This window comes from Variovorax sp. N23 (assembly GCF_025486315.1).
GTDB lineage: Bacteria > Pseudomonadota > Gammaproteobacteria > Burkholderiales > Burkholderiaceae_C > Variovorax.
This window is the reverse complement of the sequence record NZ_JAOOPY010000006.1, coordinates 180,210-196,608: the sequence shown is the minus strand read 5'-3', so window position 1 is coordinate 196,608 and position 16,399 is coordinate 180,210. Positions and strand designations below refer to the sequence as shown.

Here is a 16,399-nt window from a genome sequence, read left to right as displayed (position 1 = left end):
TCAGTAGTACCAGGCAGGCATGAACTCCACCGTGGGCCTATGGCCTCCAACGGGGAGCGCATGCGCAACCTGGGTAGCAACGGGCTGCGACAGCACCCCAATGCGTTCAATCAATTGCCAAGGGAAACCACGTTCCAGCAGGAACTCTGCCTGCTTGCCTTCCTTCTGGCCACTCCAGTTGCGGGCACCCACCGCGTCCCAGTCAACTTCGCCCAGTCGGCCAAGGTCGGCACGGTCTTCAAAGTAGCGCGCCCCAGCGTTCGAGAGCGTGAACGCCCATCGCAACCCCTGGCCGTTAGCCCAGGCCACGGTAGCGTGCAGATCAGCCTCCAGGTGCACGATGGGCCCTTGCCCACCCTTGTAGACCAGGTCCACGTTCTGCCTGTGAATCAGGTAGAGCATCACCGAGCGAGGGCAGAAGTAGAACGGCACGCATTGCCCCACGTACAACCCCGGGTGGCTGGTCAGCTGCAGTTCCGCCATGCGGCGCTGCTTGATGTGATTCATGCCGATGACCGTCCCTGGCGCCGCAGCTTGCACGACGGCCGCGTCGGACAGCAGACCGCCGCTGGCAATGATGGACGGCAGCCGGTCCACATGGCAGATGTGGTACAGCTTCGGGCGGTCGGGCACGGCCATGGTTAGAGGCTCCGCACGTTCTGGATGCCGTGCTGCTGCAGGATGGCCGCCATGTTCGTCTTGGCCACATCGTCGGCGAAGGCGCTGTCGCGGAACACACAGGTGGTGTCGCCGGCCGGCGCGAGTTGCTGGTGCCACTGAACGATGCCCTCGGCCAGCTTCTCTACCTCGGTGGCGGTGAGGCTCTCGTCTAGGCAGGCCAGCAGCACGCCAGCGCCGACCGCATGCACGGCCTTGCCGGCAATGGTCTGCCGCTGAATGGGGACGCAGAGGTCCAAGCCGAGCTTTAGCAGCAGTTCATACAGGAGGTCTTCCTCTGTGCGCCCTGCCAACAAGTGCTCCTGATGCTCAAGCAGTGACTGCCCCAAGTCTATGGGCCTTGAATTCCAAGCCTGCACGTTCGATGGCTCAAGCTTGAATACCCGGAAGCCCACATCTCCTACCCACGCGGGATTCTCGGTCTTAACCTTTTCGCCAGCACGCCGCAGCCGTTCCTTGGTGAGTTCAGCGATAGTGCGCGGGCGCCCAAGTCCATCGCAATACACCGCTGCACTCGCCTGCTCTTTATTCGCTGAGTCTATCTGTTCAGGCAGCTGGACCAGAATGTACTTGCGCTTCGAGCCATCGCGCGCGTTCTGGGCCATCACAGCGTGACCTGTTGTGCCCGACCCTGCAAAGAAGTCGACGACATAGCAATCAAAATCGTCTGAGGAAGCCGCCATCTCGACGAACTTCTGCAGCACAAGTTCATCCTTTGGAAAGTCGAAAACCTCCGTACCCATCAGCTTGGAAAGTCGTTCAGATGCCGACCGCGCGGGCTGATAAAAGACGCTCGGTGGCGTCATTGAGTCGGTTTCGTGCAGGTAGAGCTTCAGCATGATGCTTGACTCCGTAACGAACCTTATGCGGTCTTCCGCCACAAGCTTGTTGAACTCGAGCTGATCGAAGGCCCAACCCCGGTTGTCCCGGAGTCGAATCTCGTTGCCGTTTCGTGGATCAAGCAGCTGAAACTTCCGCCCTCCGGGCGCGGTGGGGTTCTCTTCCTTGTAGACCCCTCTGGCATCAATAAAGCGATAGCGCCTATGTGCGAACGACTCGCTTGACTTCATGGCTCGATACCAACCGGCGAGGGCCTCAGAGGCCGCATCGAAGTCGTCACCATGAGCTGCACGTAGGCGCTTCGCCTCCTTGAGGACTGCATCTACCCCTTCCTTCTTCAATCCCCACTCGCGCGGCACCGCTTCTCGGTTCTTCGCGTAGACCAGGACGTACTCGTGGCATACCCCAATCTGCTTCGCGTCGTTCTTGTTCGCCCCTTCCCAAACCATCTCAGCGACCAGGTTCTCAGGGCCAAATACCTCATCACAGACTGCACGAAGATGCGCAACCTCTTGGTCGTCAATGCTGACGAAAAGCACGCCATCAGGCCGCAACAGGTTACGCGCCAGCTTTAGACGCGGGTACATCATGTTTAGCCAGTCAGTGTGGAAGCGGCCACTAGACTCGGTGTTGGTAGACACCTTCACGCCACCCTCCGTCTGCCCTGTCAGCGCGAGGTAGTTCTGGATACCGTCCTGAAAGTTATCCGGGTACACGAAGTCCTTGCCCGTGTTGTACGGTGGGTCGATGTAGATGAGCTTGACCTTGCCGGCGTAGCTCTTCTGCAGCAGCTTGAGCACCTCAAGGTTGTCTCCCTCGATCATCAAGTTCTGGGTGCTGTCCCAGTCCACGCTCTCCTCTGGGCAGGGACGCAGTGTGCCGGTGCTGGGCGTCAGGGCCAATTGACGTGCCCGGCGCTTGCCATGCCAATTCAGACCGTACTTCTCTTCCGCATCGGTGACCGTGGCGTCGCCCACCAGGGCTTTGAGGACGTCCAGGTTGACGGAGGCACCCTTAGCCCCCTCGGTGACGAGTTCGGGGAACAACGCCCTGAGATGGGCGATGTTGCCGGCCACCAGGTCTGCGGACTGGGCCTCGGGCGCGGCGGCGTCGATCTTCTGCATATTCTTGTTCGTCATGAATGTGTCTGTTCTTGTGTCATTGGAGCCGAGCGCGCACTGCCGTCAGTTCGCCCTGCAGCCGCTGCAGGGCCAGGTTCTGTTCAACGCGCTTGGCGATCTGGGTCTCTTTGGCAGCCAGAGCCCGCAAGCGGGCGGCCTCCAACTCGAGTCGCTGGTGTTCGAGCAAAGCGGCCCGCCGGATGGCGGCCTGGTCGGGTGTTACGGCGACACTGAAGCTGCCCGTCACGCGTTCGGCCTGTGCAGCGATCAGGCAATCCATCCAGCCCTGATACAGGGCATGCAGGTGGGTGTGGGGCTGGGCATCGACCGGCAGCGCCGCCAGCAGGCTAGCCGGATGCGACAGCCCGGCGTCCAGAGCCAGACTGACGATGTCGCCATCCAAAACGACTTTGCCGGCCTCGTTCTGGGCCGCGCGCTTGTGCGCCAGGCTTAGTTCCACCGCGCCCGGGGTCAGGAGGATTAGCAGGACCGGATAAGGCACGGCCCGGTGGACGAGCTCGGTCAGGCGCTGGAGCTGCGTGGCCCGAGCATGACTGGCGCGAAGCTCGACGCTGAGTACCGCCACCTCCAGGTACTCCCGCACCTCGTCACGCCATGCCGGCACGGCCGCCGTGGCCGGCTTAATCGCTGCTAGCCAATGGGCCTCTTCGATGCCTTCGGTCAGCAGCCGGCGGTCTGTCGCAGTTGCACCGCCATACTCGGCGAGCATCTTCTTGGGCACACGCTGGTTCACCCTGCTGCTCGCCGGCAGGGCCAGGGACTCGACGATGGCCTCGTGCAAGGCGCGTGCAGCGTCGTTGCTCACGCCTCGCTTCCTTGCGCCTGCGGGCTGCTCGGCAGGATGACCATGAAGGCCATCACTTCGAAGTCATTCGAGCCAGCAAACTCACCCTTCATGGCATGGGTGCCACCAGGCGAGAACAGGCTGGCCACCGCGCGCTCTTCAGCCTTGCCCACCACCGAAGCAATGGCCGCGGCCAGAAGCCTCTGCGCATGACGCATGTCCTCGCCCTGGCGGGTCTGCCGGTCGAACCGGGCACAGGCGCCGTCGTCGGGTAGCTCGCGGCCCAGCGCCACGCGCTTGAGGCGGTCCATGATGCGCTTGGCCTGCGGATATGGCAGAAGCACGGCGCCATTGTCACCAACGTGGACAAGGTAGATCGGCGCCAGCGGGTAGTCCGACGCCTCGCCCTTTGCGGCGGCGGCCGCCTCTGCCCGCAGGCAGAAAACGATCCCTGGAGGGATGTCAGCATCGATGGTAGATGTCACGGCATAACTGCCGAGGGGCGCTTCCTCCAGCACGCCCGGGTGCCCCTTGAGGAACTGAGCCAGGTCGATGCGGAAATCGGTGAGCGTCAGGTCAGTGATGGAAACGCCACTGGAGAGGTCTTCGATGTCGATGACCGTGTCCTGCAGCTTCAGCAGTTGCTTCCGTCTGTACTCCAGATCGTTCATCGGGTTGCCCGACTGCTGCTCAATCAGGTTCTCCTCGCCAGTGGCCGACACGTCCAACAACACCATACGGCCGCTGACCCGCTGCTCCAGGCCGATGTACTCCTCCAGCTCCATGTTCGGCCAGAAGTTGACGAGCTGAACGCTCTGGTTCGGCGAGCCGATGCGGTCCACGCGCCCGAAGCGCTGGATGATGCGCACCGGGTTCCAGTGGATGTCGTAGTTGACGAGCCAATCGCAGTCCTGCAGGTTCTGGCCTTCACTGATGCAATCGGTGGCGATCAACAGGTCGACCTCGCCCTCATCGGCGAGCTCGGCCGGACGTTCCTTGGCGCGCGGCGCGAAAGCAGAGAGCACGCTGCTCATGCTCTTGCGCAGGCCGGGCAGTGTGGACTGGATGCCGGCTGAGCCGGTTATCAGGCCGGACTCAAGCCCCAGCTTTTCTTTCGCCCAAGGCGCGAGCTGCGCGTAGAGGTACTGCGCTGTGTCCGAGAAAGCTGTGAAGACAATGACCTTACGGTTGGCGCGACCGTTGACCTGGTTGATGGGCTCGCGGCACTTGAGCTCGATGACCTCGCGCAGCTTCGCCAGCTTGGCGTCCCGTGTCGAGTCCACTTGCTGGGCGGCCTTGAGCAGGTTGTCTAGCCGGTTGCGGTCTTCGATGAGGTCTTGTTTCCAGCGATGGAGGTCCACGTCGCCAAGCAGCACCTTCACCTTTCGGCCGACCAACAACTGCTCGAAGGCCGGGTCGTCGATGTCGACATCAGCGATGTCCAGCTCTTCTATTTCGTCAGCATCTGCGGCATGGCCTTCGATGCGGGCCAGCGTTGCCTCGACGTCCTTGAGCTGCCGCTGGATGGTCAGCGCGAACGAGGACACGGCGCTCTCCATGCGCTTGAGCACGTTCACGCGCAGCAGATGAATCAGGCTCTCTTCACGATCAGCTTGGCGGAAGATGCTCTCGCCGCCGCGGATTTCGGTGCTGTACTTGGCGTCGTAGGCCTCTGCCTTATGAGGCAGCACGTAACGCATCGGCGCGTAGGAAGCCAGGTTGAGCCGTCGAATCTCGAGGTTGATGTCGCGAATGGCCCGGAACTGTCCGGCGGTGTCGACATCGGCCTTGATGTTGATGGGGGCGCGACGCTCCGGGAAACGGCCGGTCTCCTCGGTGCCGTAGTAGCGCTCGATGTGCCGGCGCGACCGGGCAATGGTCAGATGGTCCAGCAGGGTGAAGTAGTCGAAGCCCAGCATCTCGACCAGGCGGCCGGGGACACGCTCCTCCTCGGGCAGGTCCAGCCAGCGGTTGAACTGAATCTGTGCCTTGCGGGTCGTCTGCTCGATGCTGGCGATGCCATGGTCCTGCAGTGCCGTGTCATCGCCCTCGGTGGCGAAGGCGATCTGGTTGCGCAGGTCGGACAGGCGGTTGTTGACCGGTGTGGCCGATAGCATCAGCACCCGAGTCTTGACGCCCTCCCTGATGATCTTGCGCATCAAGCGGTGGTAGCGCGTCTCGGAACCCTGCTTGGGGGACTTCTTGTTGCGAAAGTTGTGCGATTCGTCAATGACGACCAGGTCGTAGTTGCCCCAGTTCACGTGGGCTAGGTCGATGTCGCCGGACTGACCGCCATCACGCGATAAATCGGTGTGGTTCAGGACGTCGTAGTTGAGCCGGTCAGCGGCCAGGATGTTGCGCAGGTCGTTAGCCTTGTAGAGCGTCCAGTTGTCGCGCAAGCGCTTGGGGGCTAGCACCAGCACGCGGTCGTTACGCAGCTCGTGGTACTTGATGATGGCCAGCGCTTCGAAGGTCTTACCCAAGCCCACGCTATCAGCAATGATGCAGCCGCCGAAGCGGGCTAGCTTGTCGATGGCACCCACGACGCCATCGCGCTGGAACTTGAAGAGCTTCTTCCAGATGACGGTGTTACGAATGCCTGTGGCCGCCTTGACGATGCGATCCTCGTCCAGCGCTTCGTCACGGCTGCCAAGCAGGTGATGCAGGATGAGCGCGTACACCTCAAAGGGTGCTCGATGCGCCGCCATGCGGTTGAGGGAGTCGATCAGGCTTTGCGCGCCATCTGGCTGGTGCCGCAGACCACTCCATTGCAGGTCGAACCAACGCGCCAGTGTGCGAGCCTCCTCGGGCGACTGCGACGCCTGGATTAGGTTCAAGGGGTTGCCTGGGGCCAGACCTAAACCTTCAGAGCTGAGGGCAAACGAGCCCAGAACCACCTGTGCAGGCTCATCGCTGGCACCCGTCAGTACGGCTGCACCCTGCGGAACTCGACCATGGGCACGACGCACCTCGGTTTTCTGCGCAAGCCACTGCGCGCATTGGTTGGCCAACCAGCGCGCCTGTAGACGGTTCCTCTGGGCGCGGTCGCCCTCCCCACCAAGAAGCTCCAGTTGGCTGTTGTCGGCAGGCAGGACGAGTTGCACCTGTCCGAGCCCGTCGAGGGCCTCGCGAAGCTCGGCGAAGGCATGCAGCGAAAACGAAGGCGTGACGCAGCCCAACCTGCTGCCGGACACCAAGTGCGGCAGCAGCAGGTCGATCACGCGGTCTGAGCCGCTGTTTTGCACCAGCTTCATGAACTCTCCTCCTGTCGTGTCAGTTAGCGAGCTGATGCCTGCTCCCGCTCAGGTAGGCCAGAGGCGGCCTGAGCGTCGATCCAACGGTCGATGTCCGCACGCTTGAAGCGCCAAGTCGTTCCCACCTTGAACCCAGGCAACTTTCGGTCCACGGCAAGTCGGTAGACGGTGCGTTGGTTCACGCGCAGGTAGTCGGCGACTTCCTTCACGGTCATGACGCTGTCGGTCGCGGTGTGCATGGCAAGGCAGGGGAGCGGGCGAGAAGCCAGTGTAAAGGAGTACAAGAGGGCTCACGGCATGGCATCACGCACCCGCGAGCTTTCAGTTCAAGGCCTCGGACGCCAGATGATTCCGCGCGGCGTCCAGACATACGGGCAGAGGAACAGCTCACCGGTCAGAACGTCCACCCAACCACCGCCCGGGCAGCGACGCGGGCGCGATAGCACGGGCAGCGCCTGCTGCAACCAGCGCGGCAGGCAGGCCCGCCGCACAGCGTCTTCGCCGGCCTGGTCCAAACCACCACAGCCGAACAATCGCTGCCCCGGCGGCAGATGCATTTTGGTCTCCGACTTCGCCATATAACGCGACCAGCGGAACGGCGACTGGCACATCTCTGCTTGGGTGTGCCCACGTGCCCACCAGCGAGCCAGCAGTTCGGAATCGAGGCGCATGCCGCGCGGCAACCAGAGCATCAGGTGATAGTGGTAGGCCCGCTTGCACTCCAGTACCCAGGCGTACAGCAGAGGCTTCCCCAAGCGCCGGAGTCTGGCACGCAGCTTGTCTAGGAAGGTGGAGACGTCCTTGCCAGAGGGCAGGGACCCAACACCGTAGGTAAGCGTCAAGGCAACGGCGTACAGCCCATGACTCTTCGCCATGCGCCAGTGCTCCTTGGTGATTCTGGCGAGCTTTCGCTTCAGATGCAGGATGCGCTTTCGGTGGTTCGCCGGACTTGTTTCGGTCTTCCTGACAAGGTCAGGCTTGACGACCAGGCGGTGGGCCGTCGGGATGGAGAGTTGAGGCATGGGGCGCTCCGTTGGAAGCGCTCGCGTCCATGTCTGACCTCAGAAGCAGGGCATGAGCCTGCGCGCGAATTACCTCAATGCGAGCGAGAGGCCGGCCGCGCGCATTTGCGCGGCGGGCTTGAAAGGGTTTGCGAAGAAATCGTGAGGCTACGAAGGTTGTTCGTCGGTCACCTCGAGGTCGGCGAGTCGTTTGAGGTTCCGGCTGCGCAACTGATCGCGCGCGGCATCGGCTACAAGCCGACTCTTCGGCACAGAGGCCATCGATTCCGCAACGCGCTCGCGAGCCGGCCGGTCCGCGGAAACGCGCAGCAATTCATTGAGCCACCCCCAGAACACGTCGGGGTGCCAGAAGACGCGATTGCCCACATTGATAGGTGCAGGCATCAAGCCTTGGCCGACCCAGTTTTCTACCGTTCGGGGGGTGACGCGGAAGACTTCGGCGACGTCTTCTTTCGTGAGAGGCTTGAAGGGGGTGGGGGTGTCCATCTGAATTGCATGAGTGCTGATTCAGAGATATAGGGCACCGAATGCCGCATGATTTCGCTCAAGGTGGCGCCCACGGCAGATTCAGGGCCGATTCACGGCTCGTTTTTCAAATTACGTGCACCCGCCACTCTGCTGGCCGCGGTAGACGTGACAAGCCGAGCCGCCCTTTGAGGCCGTCACGCCTATTCTGGCCGCCCCCGGCAATGTCAAGTCAGATCAGCACTCTTCGTTTGACATTGTCAAAAATCTGGGTAGAGTTGGTTCTGACGATGTCAGGAGCTCCTATGCGTGACGACCTCCATCATTCGCTACCGCTCACCAGTCCTTGGCGCGCGGTGGTGAAGATTGCTTGCAACCCCGGTTTGAACGGGCGCCTCTCGGACGCGATGACGCGAGCCGTGTGGGCAACAGTTGCGGGGTGGTGGGATTCGGGCTGGGGCGCTTCATTCCAAAACCTACTCAACGCACCGCAGCAGGACATGTTTAGCCAACAGCGCCTGGAGCGTTCGCTTCGTCATTTAGAAGCGACCGCTCCCGATCATTTCGCGCGCCGAGCTTGTGAAGTGGCGCACGCCTTGCTCTTGAATGCCGAACCCGGCGAGGATGTCCTACGCCAAGTTCGAAAGGCTGTCCTTGAAGCGGGACTCGAGGACGGGATCGAAGCTGCGGCAGCACGAGTTGCGTGTGAACGGCCGGGCCAGCATGCCGGAGAGCTTAGGCGCAGGCTGTACTCGGAGATTCACAACTGCGACCTGTCCGAACGTCCTCGTGCCAAGGAGCGCCTTCCCAAGCCCTCCGTTGAAGATGGTCTCCGCACCCCACTTGCTGTGAGCTTCTGACCATGAGGACCAATCTCTTAGAGAAAGCGGCACAACCGCCGAGCTACTCCGTCGTCCTCTACGAGGGACGGCTACCTAGGCGCGCGAATCGGCCGCTTCGCCTGAAGCTTGGCGAGCACGTACGCATCGAGGCTGACCATGTCCACCGCTACTGCTTCAACGGCGGCTCGGCCCTACAGGAGGATGTCGCAGCGGTTCTGAGTGCGGTGCGCACGGCCGACCGCGCTGGCCCTCGCCTCCACGGCACGGGTTGGGCTCGCTCGCTGGGCATTGAGGTTCCTGTGTACGAACGTGCGCTGTGGCAGTCGCCCCGCGTGTCCGATGCGCTGGTGGAAGCCTTGCAGTACCTCACCGGCGACCGCTGGAGCGTGGAGTTCAGATCGCGCCAAGGCCAGCCAACGGTGTCTGCTCAGGCACACCTGCTTTCTCCACCCGGTCAGGAGCGGGCATTTTTGCCATACAGCGGCGGGCTCGACTCCTTCGCTCTTGCCTCTCAGATTCAGCGGGAGCGCTCCGACGTCGAGCTCATCTTGGTCAATGTCCAGGCGGCACACAATTTGACCGACTGGAAGAACCTCGGGCGCACTCGCGACAACGAACTGAACGCAGTCAAAGTGGCCTACCACTTCAAGGAACCGCACAGGACCGAACCGACGTTTCGCTCGCGGCCCCTCATCTACGACATGCTGGCTTGCCATGGCGCCGCCATGGCCCAGCCCGCAAAGGTGCTCATTCCCGAGAATGGCCAGGGCAGCCTCGGTGGGACGCTAGTCCCATTGGGCTTCGAGGCACCCCACCGCAGTTGCCACCCCGGATTCACGTCGCGCCTGTCACTCCTCGTTGAAGCCCTGACCGGTGTCTTTGTGACCATCGAGCACCCTGCCCTATTTAAGACCAAGGGGCAGGTTCTCGCCGGTCTCGCCGCTCACAATCCAGAAACTGAAGGATGGCTGGCGGGACATCGCTCCTGCTCCTACGACGCAAGGCACTCAAGTCGAGGCAAGCGAAGCATGCACTGTGGCGTCTGCGGGAACTGCATCCTTCGCCGTGTCGCCACGCAGTGGGCGCAGCTCAAGGACTCCACCGAATACGAGGCAGATGACCTGAGCGCCGCTACCTTTGAAGCATCGTTCACCGAGGGACCTCCTCGAACCGTGGCGGCGAAACACGACGTCGCCCTCAACAGTATCCGCTCCATGCAGCGCCTTTCAGACTTGGCAGGGGTCCCTCGCAACACGCGGGTGGTCACGGAGGTTGCCAGCCTGTCTCGCGCCCTTGGCGAGCCAATAGACGAAGTGAGAGAAAAGATGGAGCAGTTCCTGCACCAACACAAAGCCGAATGGTTGCAGTTCCTTGAGATGTGTGGCCCCTCCTCCTGGGTCGCGGACCTCGCGAGGAACTGACATGGTCGACATCACCACTCGCCCCGAAGTACTGGGGGCGAAACTTCGCCATGCCCGGACCCTACATAGGATGACGCAAGAGGCCGTTGCGACAAGGCTCGGTATCGCTCGGACCACCCTTGTGGCCATTGAAGCTGGCAAGCGTGGCATCTCAAGCCATGAGCTCCGCCAGTTCGCGGGGCTGTACGATTTGACCGAAGGCGACCTCCTCGACCAGGGCGAGGCGCCTCTGGAGCTAGATGTCCAGTTCCGCAGCACGCCATCAGCGAAGGTGGCCGCAGAAGAAGTGCTTGTGGCGAACATGCTCAACCGGCTCGCCAATTCTTCGCTACAGATCGAGGCCCTGCTCGGACAACCCCATCGTCCAGTGGACCTACCTTTTGTCGAAGTCCCGAAGACCGGCGCACTTGAGCGCCACGCCGAAGACGTGGCCCTCAATCTGCGCTCTCGCTTCGGCATCGGCATGGGTCCCATTCAGAACCTCTGGGCACTCATGGAGTTCGAGATGGGGCTGCGAGTGTTTGAGCGCCCCCTACCTGCACGCATCTCCGGAGCGGTTGCCTTCGATGAGAAGTTCGGCGGCTTCGTGCTCCTGAATTCGAAGCACATCCTGCCCCGCCGTCGAGTCACTGCCGTTCACGAGGCCGGGCATGTCTTGACGCGCACGAACGGTATCGCAGTGCACTTCGAAGGTGCCCGCTCCACCGACCGGGCGGAGCGGTTCTGCGACCTACTGGGCGTGGCGTTCTTGACCCCCGCTGCCGCGGTGCGCCGCAAGGCAAAAGAGCTCAAAGAGCTGTCCGGCGAGTTCTCCGTACGGCAGCTGCTGATGGTTGCCGTTTTCTTCGGTGTATCTATCGAAGCGATGACCCGCCGAATGGAGACCTTGGAGATGCTGCCACAGGGCACCTACGAGTCGCTCCGGGTCCAGGGCATCGGTTTGGAGCATCGGGAGCGCGTCGCCGAAGAAATGGCCGCGGAGGATGAGGCTAGGCCCTTTACGCCTCGCACCCTGCTGCTTGCTGGTGCGGCCTACAACCGCGAGCTTCTGTCGGAGCAGCAGATTGCGTCCATGCTGGAACTCAACCTGCTAGACGTCCGCCGAGCCCTCCAGGAGGCCGAAGCCGGTGACGAGGAGTTGGTTCTTGACTTGGCTGATTGACCAATTACCCGCCGGTCAGCCGGTATTGGACGCGAGCGTCATCATCAACCTTCTTGGCACGCACCAGCCGGTCGAGGTTCTGCGCGCGCTTGGACATCGTAGCCTGGTCGAAGAGCGAACTCTCAAGGAAGTTCGCAAACATCCAGTGCCAGACCTGCGGATTGAGCCAGTCCTCGACGAACTGCGAACGCAGGGCCTGCTGGAGGAGGTGCGCATGACCGATGTTGAGTACGGCGTGTACTTGGGCTACGTGTCTCCACCTCTGGGCCAGCGACTCGACGTTGGCGAGAGCGCTGCGCTTGCCATCGCAGCCAGAGGTGCGTGCATCGTCCTTGACGAACGCAAAGCCAGAAACCGCGCTGCCGGGAACGCGCCAAATCTTGTAGTGGTGAGCTCCCTACGCCTCTTCATCGCAAGCGCCCACCGTGCGGGCTGGGCGCCGTCAAAGGTACGGCATTTGGTTGAGAGTGCGCGAGCATCTGCACGGATGGGTGTACCCAGAGATGAACAATCTCTGTTGGCGCAGGTACTTGCCGCCTAATCTTGCTACACGGATTTGGAACTGCAGTGAAACCTTCAGCCCGATGCGCCAGTTCGGCTACCACAAACTAGCAAAGTCTAAGCGCCGGTTTGGACCGGCAGCTCTGTGCCTATCCTGTGACTACAGCGTTTTCGCGAAGGCGCACGAAAGTGAGCGAAACGAACCTCTCCAACCAGCTAAGTCATTGATTCTCTAGGACATATACTGGTGAAGGAACGACGTAAAAGCACCGCTTTTTGGAATACTGCCCGTTCGGGACGTAGAGGCCGGAGGTTCGAATCCTCTCACCCCGACCAGCCTTTGTGGCTGTAACGCCAAATGCTGCGCGGTCATCCGAGGCGCGCCGGTTTACAGTCACAGGGCGATCAGCGATGATCGTGAAGCACTTTTTCACGTTTTTTACATTCGCTGATGGCCGCCGCCGAACCTCCCGTCAAAGATAGCTCGACCATCGCCCTCCCGGGCCTCGCCCGAGCGCTGATCTCTGCCGGCAAGCTTCCCGCGAAGACGGCCGAGGAAATCTATCAGCGCTCCCTCATTTCGCGGTCGAGCTTCATCGCGGAATTGACGGGCACAGGCGCCGTGTCGGCCGCCGATCTGGCCCACACGCTCTCCAGCGCCTTCGGTGCACCGCTGCTGGATCTCGACGCAATCGACCCGCAGCGCCTGCCCAAGGATCTGCTCGACCCCAAGCTGTGCCTGGCTTACCGCATCGTCGTGCTGAGCAAGCGCAACAACCGCCTCATCGTGGCGACGGCCGACCCGTCCGATCAGCAGGCGGTCGAGAAAATCAAGTTCGCCTCCCAGATGGGCGTGGACTGGGTCATCGCCGAATTCGACAAGCTGTCCCGGATGGTCGAGGCGGCTGCCGTCAGCGCAGCCGAAAGCATCGACACCATCGTCGGTACGGAATTCGAGTTCGATGAAGCGGCGGTCGAAACCGCCAGCGACGCGGCCGAACAGGCCGAGGTCGAGGACGCGCCGGTGGTGCGCTTTCTCCACAAGATGCTGCTCGACGCCTTCGGCATGCGCGCCTCGGACATTCACTTCGAACCCTACGAGCACCAGTACCGCGTGCGCTTTCGCATCGACGGCGAGCTCCGCGAGATCGCCAGCCCGCCCCCCGTCATCAAGGACAAGCTGGCCTCCCGCATCAAGGTGATCTCGCGGCTGGACATCTCCGAGAAGCGCATCCCGCAAGACGGCCGGATGAAGCTCAAGATCGGCCCCGACCGCGTGATCGACTTCCGGGTCAGCACCCTGCCCACGCTTTTCGGCGAGAAGATCGTGATCCGGATCCTGGACCCGAGCAGTGCCCGCCTGGGCATCGATGCGCTCGGCTACGACGCGGTCGAGAAAGAGCGCCTGCTCGCGGCCATCGGCCGGCCCTACGGCATGGTGCTGGTCACGGGTCCGACCGGCTCCGGCAAGACGGTGTCGCTCTACACCTGCCTGAACCTGCTGAACAAGCCAGGCGTGAACATCGCGACGGCGGAAGACCCGTCCGAAATCAACCTGCCGGGCGTGAACCAGGTCAACGTCAACGAGAAGGCCGGACTGACCTTCGCCACGGCGCTGCGCGCCTTCCTGCGGCAGGATCCGGACATCATCATGGTCGGCGAAATCCGCGACCTCGAAACGGCCGACATCTCGATCAAGGCCGCGCAGACCGGTCACCTGGTGCTGTCCACCCTGCACACCAACGATGCGCCGACCACGCTCACGCGCATGCGCAACATGGGCATCGCGCCCTTCAACATCGCGTCGAGCGTCATCCTCATCACCGCCCAGCGGCTGGCGCGCCGGCTGTGCACCGTCTGCCGCATGCCGGCCGACGTGCCGCGCGAAGCACTGCTCGACGCAGGCTTCAAGGAGGCCGACCTCGACGGCTCCTGGAAACCGTACCGGCCGGTCGGCTGCTCGGCCTGCAACGGCGGCTACAAGGGGCGCGTGGGCATCTACCAGGTGATGCCGGTGTCCGAGGAAATCCAGAAGATCATCCTGCGCGACGGCAGCGCGATGGACATCGCGAAGCAATCGGAAGCCGAAGGCGTGCGTTCCCTGCGCCAATCCGGCCTGCAGAAGGTCATGCAGGGGCTGACATCGCTCGAGGAAGTGGTGGCGGTCACCAACGAATAGCACTCACAAGCGGAGATCTCCCATGGCAACGGCAACATCCACGCCCCGCGGACACAAGGAGTTTGTGTACGAATGGGAGGGCAAGGACCGCAACGGCAAGCAGGTCCGGGGCGAACTCCGCGCGGCCGGCACGAACCAGGTACAGGCCGCGCTGCGGCGCCAAGGCGTGCTGCTCACCAAGGTCAAGAAGCGGCGCATGCGTGCCGGCAAGTCGATCAAGCCGAAGGACATCGCGATCTTCACCCGGCAGCTCGCCACGATGATGAAGGCCGGCGTCCCGCTGCTGCAGGCCTTCGACATCGTGGGCCGCGGCAATGCCAACCCGAGCGTGGCCAAGCTGCTCAACGACGTCCGCAGCGATGTCGAGACCGGCACCTCGCTCTCCGCGGCCTTCCGCAAGTTCCCGAAGTACTTCGACAACCTCTACTGCAACCTGGTCGAGGCCGGCGAGGCGGCCGGTATTCTGGAAGAGTTGCTCGACCGCCTGGCCACCTACATGGAGAAGACGGAGGCGATCAAGTCGAAGATCAAGTCGGCCCTGATGTACCCGACCTCCGTGGTCGTGGTGGCCTTCATCGTGGTGGCGATCATCATGATCTTCGTGATCCCGGCCTTCAAGGAGGTGTTCACCTCCTTCGGCGCCGACCTGCCGGCGCCGACACTGATCGTGATGGGCATCAGCGAGTTCTTCGTCGCCTACTGGTGGCTGATCTTCGGCGTGCTCGGTGGCGGCATCTACTTCTTCCTGCAGGCCTGGAAGCGCAACGAGAAGGTACAGCGCGTCATGGACCGCCTGCTGCTGCGCCTGCCGATCTTCGGCACGCTGATCGACAAGTCCTGCGTGGCGCGCTGGACCCGCACGCTGTCGACGATGTTCGCTGCCGGCGTGCCGCTGGTCGAGGCGCTCGACTCCGTTGGGGGTGCCTCGGGCAACTCCGTGTACGCCGACGCGACCACCAAGATCCAGCAGGAAGTCTCGACCGGCACCAGCCTCACCTCGGCCATGACGAATGCGAACGTGTTCCCGTCGATGGTGCTGCAGATGGCGGCCATCGGCGAAGAATCCGGCTCGATCGATCACATGCTGGGCAAGGCCGCCGACTTCTACGAAGCCGAGGTCGACGACATGGTCGCCGGCCTGTCCAGCCTGATGGAACCCATCATCATCGTCTTCCTGGGCGTGATCATCGGCGGCATCGTGGTGTCGATGTACCTGCCTATCTTCAAGCTCGGCCAGGTCGTCTGATGTGGGTGTCGCAGGGGGTGGACAGCGCGCTCGCGGGCGTCCTGGGCTTACTGATCGGCAGCTTTCTCAACGTCGTGATCTACCGACTGCCCAAGATGCTCGAGCGGCAATGGGCGGCCGACTGTGCCGCCATCGACGGCGCAGCACCCGAAGCGCCTGCTGAAGCCTTCAACCTGATGGTGCCGCATTCCCGCTGCCCGCAGTGCGGGCACGCCATCCGCTGGTACGAGAACGTGCCGGTGCTGAGCTACGTCGTCCTGCGCGGCCGCTGCTCGTCGTGCCAGACGAGGATCAGCCCGCGCTACCCGATCGTCGAACTGGTCACCGGCCTGCTGTTCGCCTGGTGCGTGTGGCGCATGCCAGGGCAGTGGGCAGCGCTCGCCTGGTGCGGCTTTTCCGCCGCGCTGCTCACACTGGCGCTGATCGACTGGGATACCACGCTGCTGCCGGACGACATCACCCTGCCGCTGCTGTGGGCCGGTTTGCTGGCCGCCATCCTCGGGTTCACCGGTGTGAACCTGACGAACGCGGTGCTGGGCGCCGTCGCGGGCTACCTGTCGCTGTGGGGCATCTACTGGCTCTTCAAGCTCACCACGGGCAAGGAAGGCATGGGCTACGGCGACTTCAAGCTGTTCGCGGCCTTCGGCGCCTGGTTCGGCTGGCAGGCGCTGGTGCCGATCATCCTGATGGCCTCGGTCATCGGCGTCGTCGTGGGCATCGCGCTCAAATTCAACAACGGCCTGCGCGAAGGCGGCTACGTGCCCTTCGGCCCCTTTCTGGCGGGCGCCGGCTTCACCGCCATGCTGTTCGGCGCCGACACGATCCTGCGTGTCGTCGGGCTCTGACGCTCAGGGATCGCACAG

Annotated in this window: 14 protein-coding genes; 7 read left to right on the top strand and 7 right to left on the bottom strand. The window is 62.7% G+C overall.

What is annotated here, in order from left to right; translation table 11 throughout:
- The 7 genes from N8A90_RS11645 to N8A90_RS11615 form a co-directional block, all read right to left on the bottom strand.
- On the bottom strand, nt 1-639 hold the full coding sequence (locus tag N8A90_RS11645; RefSeq protein WP_262075039.1) for a DUF4433 domain-containing protein: 639 nt from the start codon (nt 637-639) through the stop codon (nt 1-3).
- A gap of 2 nt (nt 640-641) precedes the next feature.
- Nucleotides 642-2,642, bottom strand: a complete 2,001-nt coding sequence (locus tag N8A90_RS11640; protein WP_262075180.1) for a site-specific DNA-methyltransferase — start codon at nt 2,640-2,642, stop codon at nt 642-644.
- Between the two features lie 34 nt (nt 2,643-2,676).
- Nucleotides 2,677-3,465, bottom strand: a complete 789-nt coding sequence (locus N8A90_RS11635) for a DUF4391 domain-containing protein (RefSeq protein WP_262075038.1) — start codon at nt 3,463-3,465, stop codon at nt 2,677-2,679.
- On the bottom strand, nt 3,462-6,698 hold the full coding sequence (locus N8A90_RS11630; RefSeq protein ID WP_262075037.1) for a helicase-related protein: 3,237 nt from the start codon (nt 6,696-6,698) through the stop codon (nt 3,462-3,464). The genes N8A90_RS11635 and N8A90_RS11630 overlap by 4 nt, the downstream gene beginning before the upstream one ends.
- 23 nt (nt 6,699-6,721) lie before the next feature.
- Complete coding sequence (gene mads1 / locus N8A90_RS11625) at nt 6,722-6,937, bottom strand: methylation-associated defense system helix-turn-helix domain-containing protein MAD1 (RefSeq protein WP_262075036.1); 216 nt, start codon at nt 6,935-6,937, stop codon at nt 6,722-6,724.
- Nucleotides 6,938-7,024: 87 nt separating this feature from the next.
- The gene (locus N8A90_RS11620; RefSeq protein WP_262075035.1) at nt 7,025-7,720 is read right to left on the bottom strand and encodes a hypothetical protein; all 696 of its coding nucleotides are present in this window, start codon (nt 7,718-7,720) and stop codon (nt 7,025-7,027) included.
- A 147-nt stretch (nt 7,721-7,867) separates the two neighbouring features.
- Nucleotides 7,868-8,206 (bottom strand): helix-turn-helix transcriptional regulator, encoded by a 339-nt coding sequence (locus tag N8A90_RS11615; protein ID WP_262075034.1) that lies wholly within the window; start codon nt 8,204-8,206, stop codon nt 7,868-7,870.
- 284 nt (nt 8,207-8,490) lie between these two features.
- Here N8A90_RS11615 and N8A90_RS11610 point away from each other — a divergent pair, with 284 nt between their 5' ends.
- From N8A90_RS11610 to N8A90_RS11580, 7 genes are all read left to right on the top strand, one after another.
- Entirely contained in the window at nt 8,491-9,045 is a 555-nt protein-coding gene (locus N8A90_RS11610) for a hypothetical protein (RefSeq protein WP_262075033.1), read from the top strand.
- A 2-nt stretch (nt 9,046-9,047) separates the two neighbouring features.
- Nucleotides 9,048-10,448 carry a hypothetical protein gene (locus N8A90_RS11605; RefSeq protein ID WP_262075032.1) on the top strand — a complete coding sequence of 467 codons (1,401 nt, stop codon included), beginning with the start codon at nt 9,048-9,050 and terminating at the stop codon, nt 10,446-10,448.
- Nucleotide 10,449: 1 nt separating this feature from the next.
- Complete coding sequence (locus tag N8A90_RS11600; RefSeq protein WP_262075031.1) at nt 10,450-11,610, top strand: helix-turn-helix domain-containing protein; 1,161 nt, start codon at nt 10,450-10,452, stop codon at nt 11,608-11,610.
- Nucleotides 11,594-12,151 (top strand): hypothetical protein, encoded by a 558-nt coding sequence (locus N8A90_RS11595; RefSeq protein ID WP_262075030.1) that lies wholly within the window; start codon nt 11,594-11,596, stop codon nt 12,149-12,151. The genes N8A90_RS11600 and N8A90_RS11595 overlap by 17 nt, the downstream gene beginning before the upstream one ends.
- A gap of 411 nt (nt 12,152-12,562) precedes the next feature.
- Nucleotides 12,563-14,290, top strand: a complete 1,728-nt coding sequence (pilB, locus tag N8A90_RS11590; protein WP_262075029.1) for a type IV-A pilus assembly ATPase PilB — start codon at nt 12,563-12,565, stop codon at nt 14,288-14,290.
- 22 nt (nt 14,291-14,312) lie between these two features.
- Entirely contained in the window at nt 14,313-15,536 is a 1,224-nt protein-coding gene (locus tag N8A90_RS11585) for a type II secretion system F family protein (protein ID WP_262075028.1), read from the top strand.
- A complete protein-coding gene (locus N8A90_RS11580; protein ID WP_262075027.1) occupies nt 15,536-16,381 on the top strand; it encodes a prepilin peptidase in 846 nt (281 codons plus the stop codon). Before N8A90_RS11585 ends, N8A90_RS11580 begins: the two co-directional genes overlap by 1 nt.
- Nucleotides 16,382-16,399: the final 18 nt, after the last annotated feature.